The 770-nt window shown below is 59.4% G+C and carries 1 protein-coding gene; it reads left to right on the top strand.

The genetic code is table 11. The annotated features are described in order from the left end of the window. Positions 1–770 (top strand): immunoglobulin-like domain-containing protein (locus H7995_RS28145; RefSeq protein WP_342345344.1); only part of this gene is annotated, 770 nt, incomplete at both ends.

The raw sequence follows: 770 nt of genomic DNA, 5'->3' as shown, positions 1-770 counted from the left end.
CTCACCGAGGTGAAAGCTACCCTGACTGTGGATAAAACCACGGTCGCCGAGGGCGGCACTGTCACCTACACCGTGACCTTGACCAACGCTGCCGGCATGCCGATGGCGAGCCATGGTCCTCTGGAGTTCACGCTGACTGATGGCACCGTGGTGAAAATCCCGGCCAACAGCACCAGTGGTACTGCCGAAGTCACCGCCAAAGACGACATTTTCACCGGCGGTCAGGATGCGATCGTCAACAAGCTGGAGTCCGTCTCCTCGAATAACTTCGAGAAACTGACCCTGAGCGACACTTCGCTGACCACTAAGGTCACCGACGAGCCAGGCTCGGGCGATCCAAAAGACCCAGCCAACGAAGGCGACAAGATCACTGTCACCATCAAAAGCGAAGGCGACGTACTGGAGAACGCGGCACCGAAGTTCACCGTCAAGGTTGACCAGGTCCTCAAGCAGGATCTGACCGTCACCCTGAGCAACGGCGACACCGTGGTGATCAAGGCGGGCACCACCAGCGTGCCGTACGAGCTGAAAGCGCAAGGCGACGACGTCTACAAAGACGGCCAGATCATCGAAGTCGGTGTCGACAACGCCACCGTTGACGGTAAGTCCTTCGAGAACCTGGTGCTGGGCGACAAAGCCCAAGTCACCATCGGCGACACCCTCACCGAGGTGAAAGCCACCCTGACTGTGGATAAAACCACGGTCACCGAGGGCGGCACTGTCACCTACACCGTGACCCTGACCAACGCTGCTGGCATGCCGATGGCGAG

Source organism: Pseudomonas kielensis, assembly GCF_014236655.1.
GTDB lineage: Bacteria > Pseudomonadota > Gammaproteobacteria > Pseudomonadales > Pseudomonadaceae > Aquipseudomonas > Aquipseudomonas kielensis.
The sequence above is the reverse complement of the archived record's forward strand: the minus strand, read 5'-3'. Positions and strand labels throughout refer to the sequence as shown.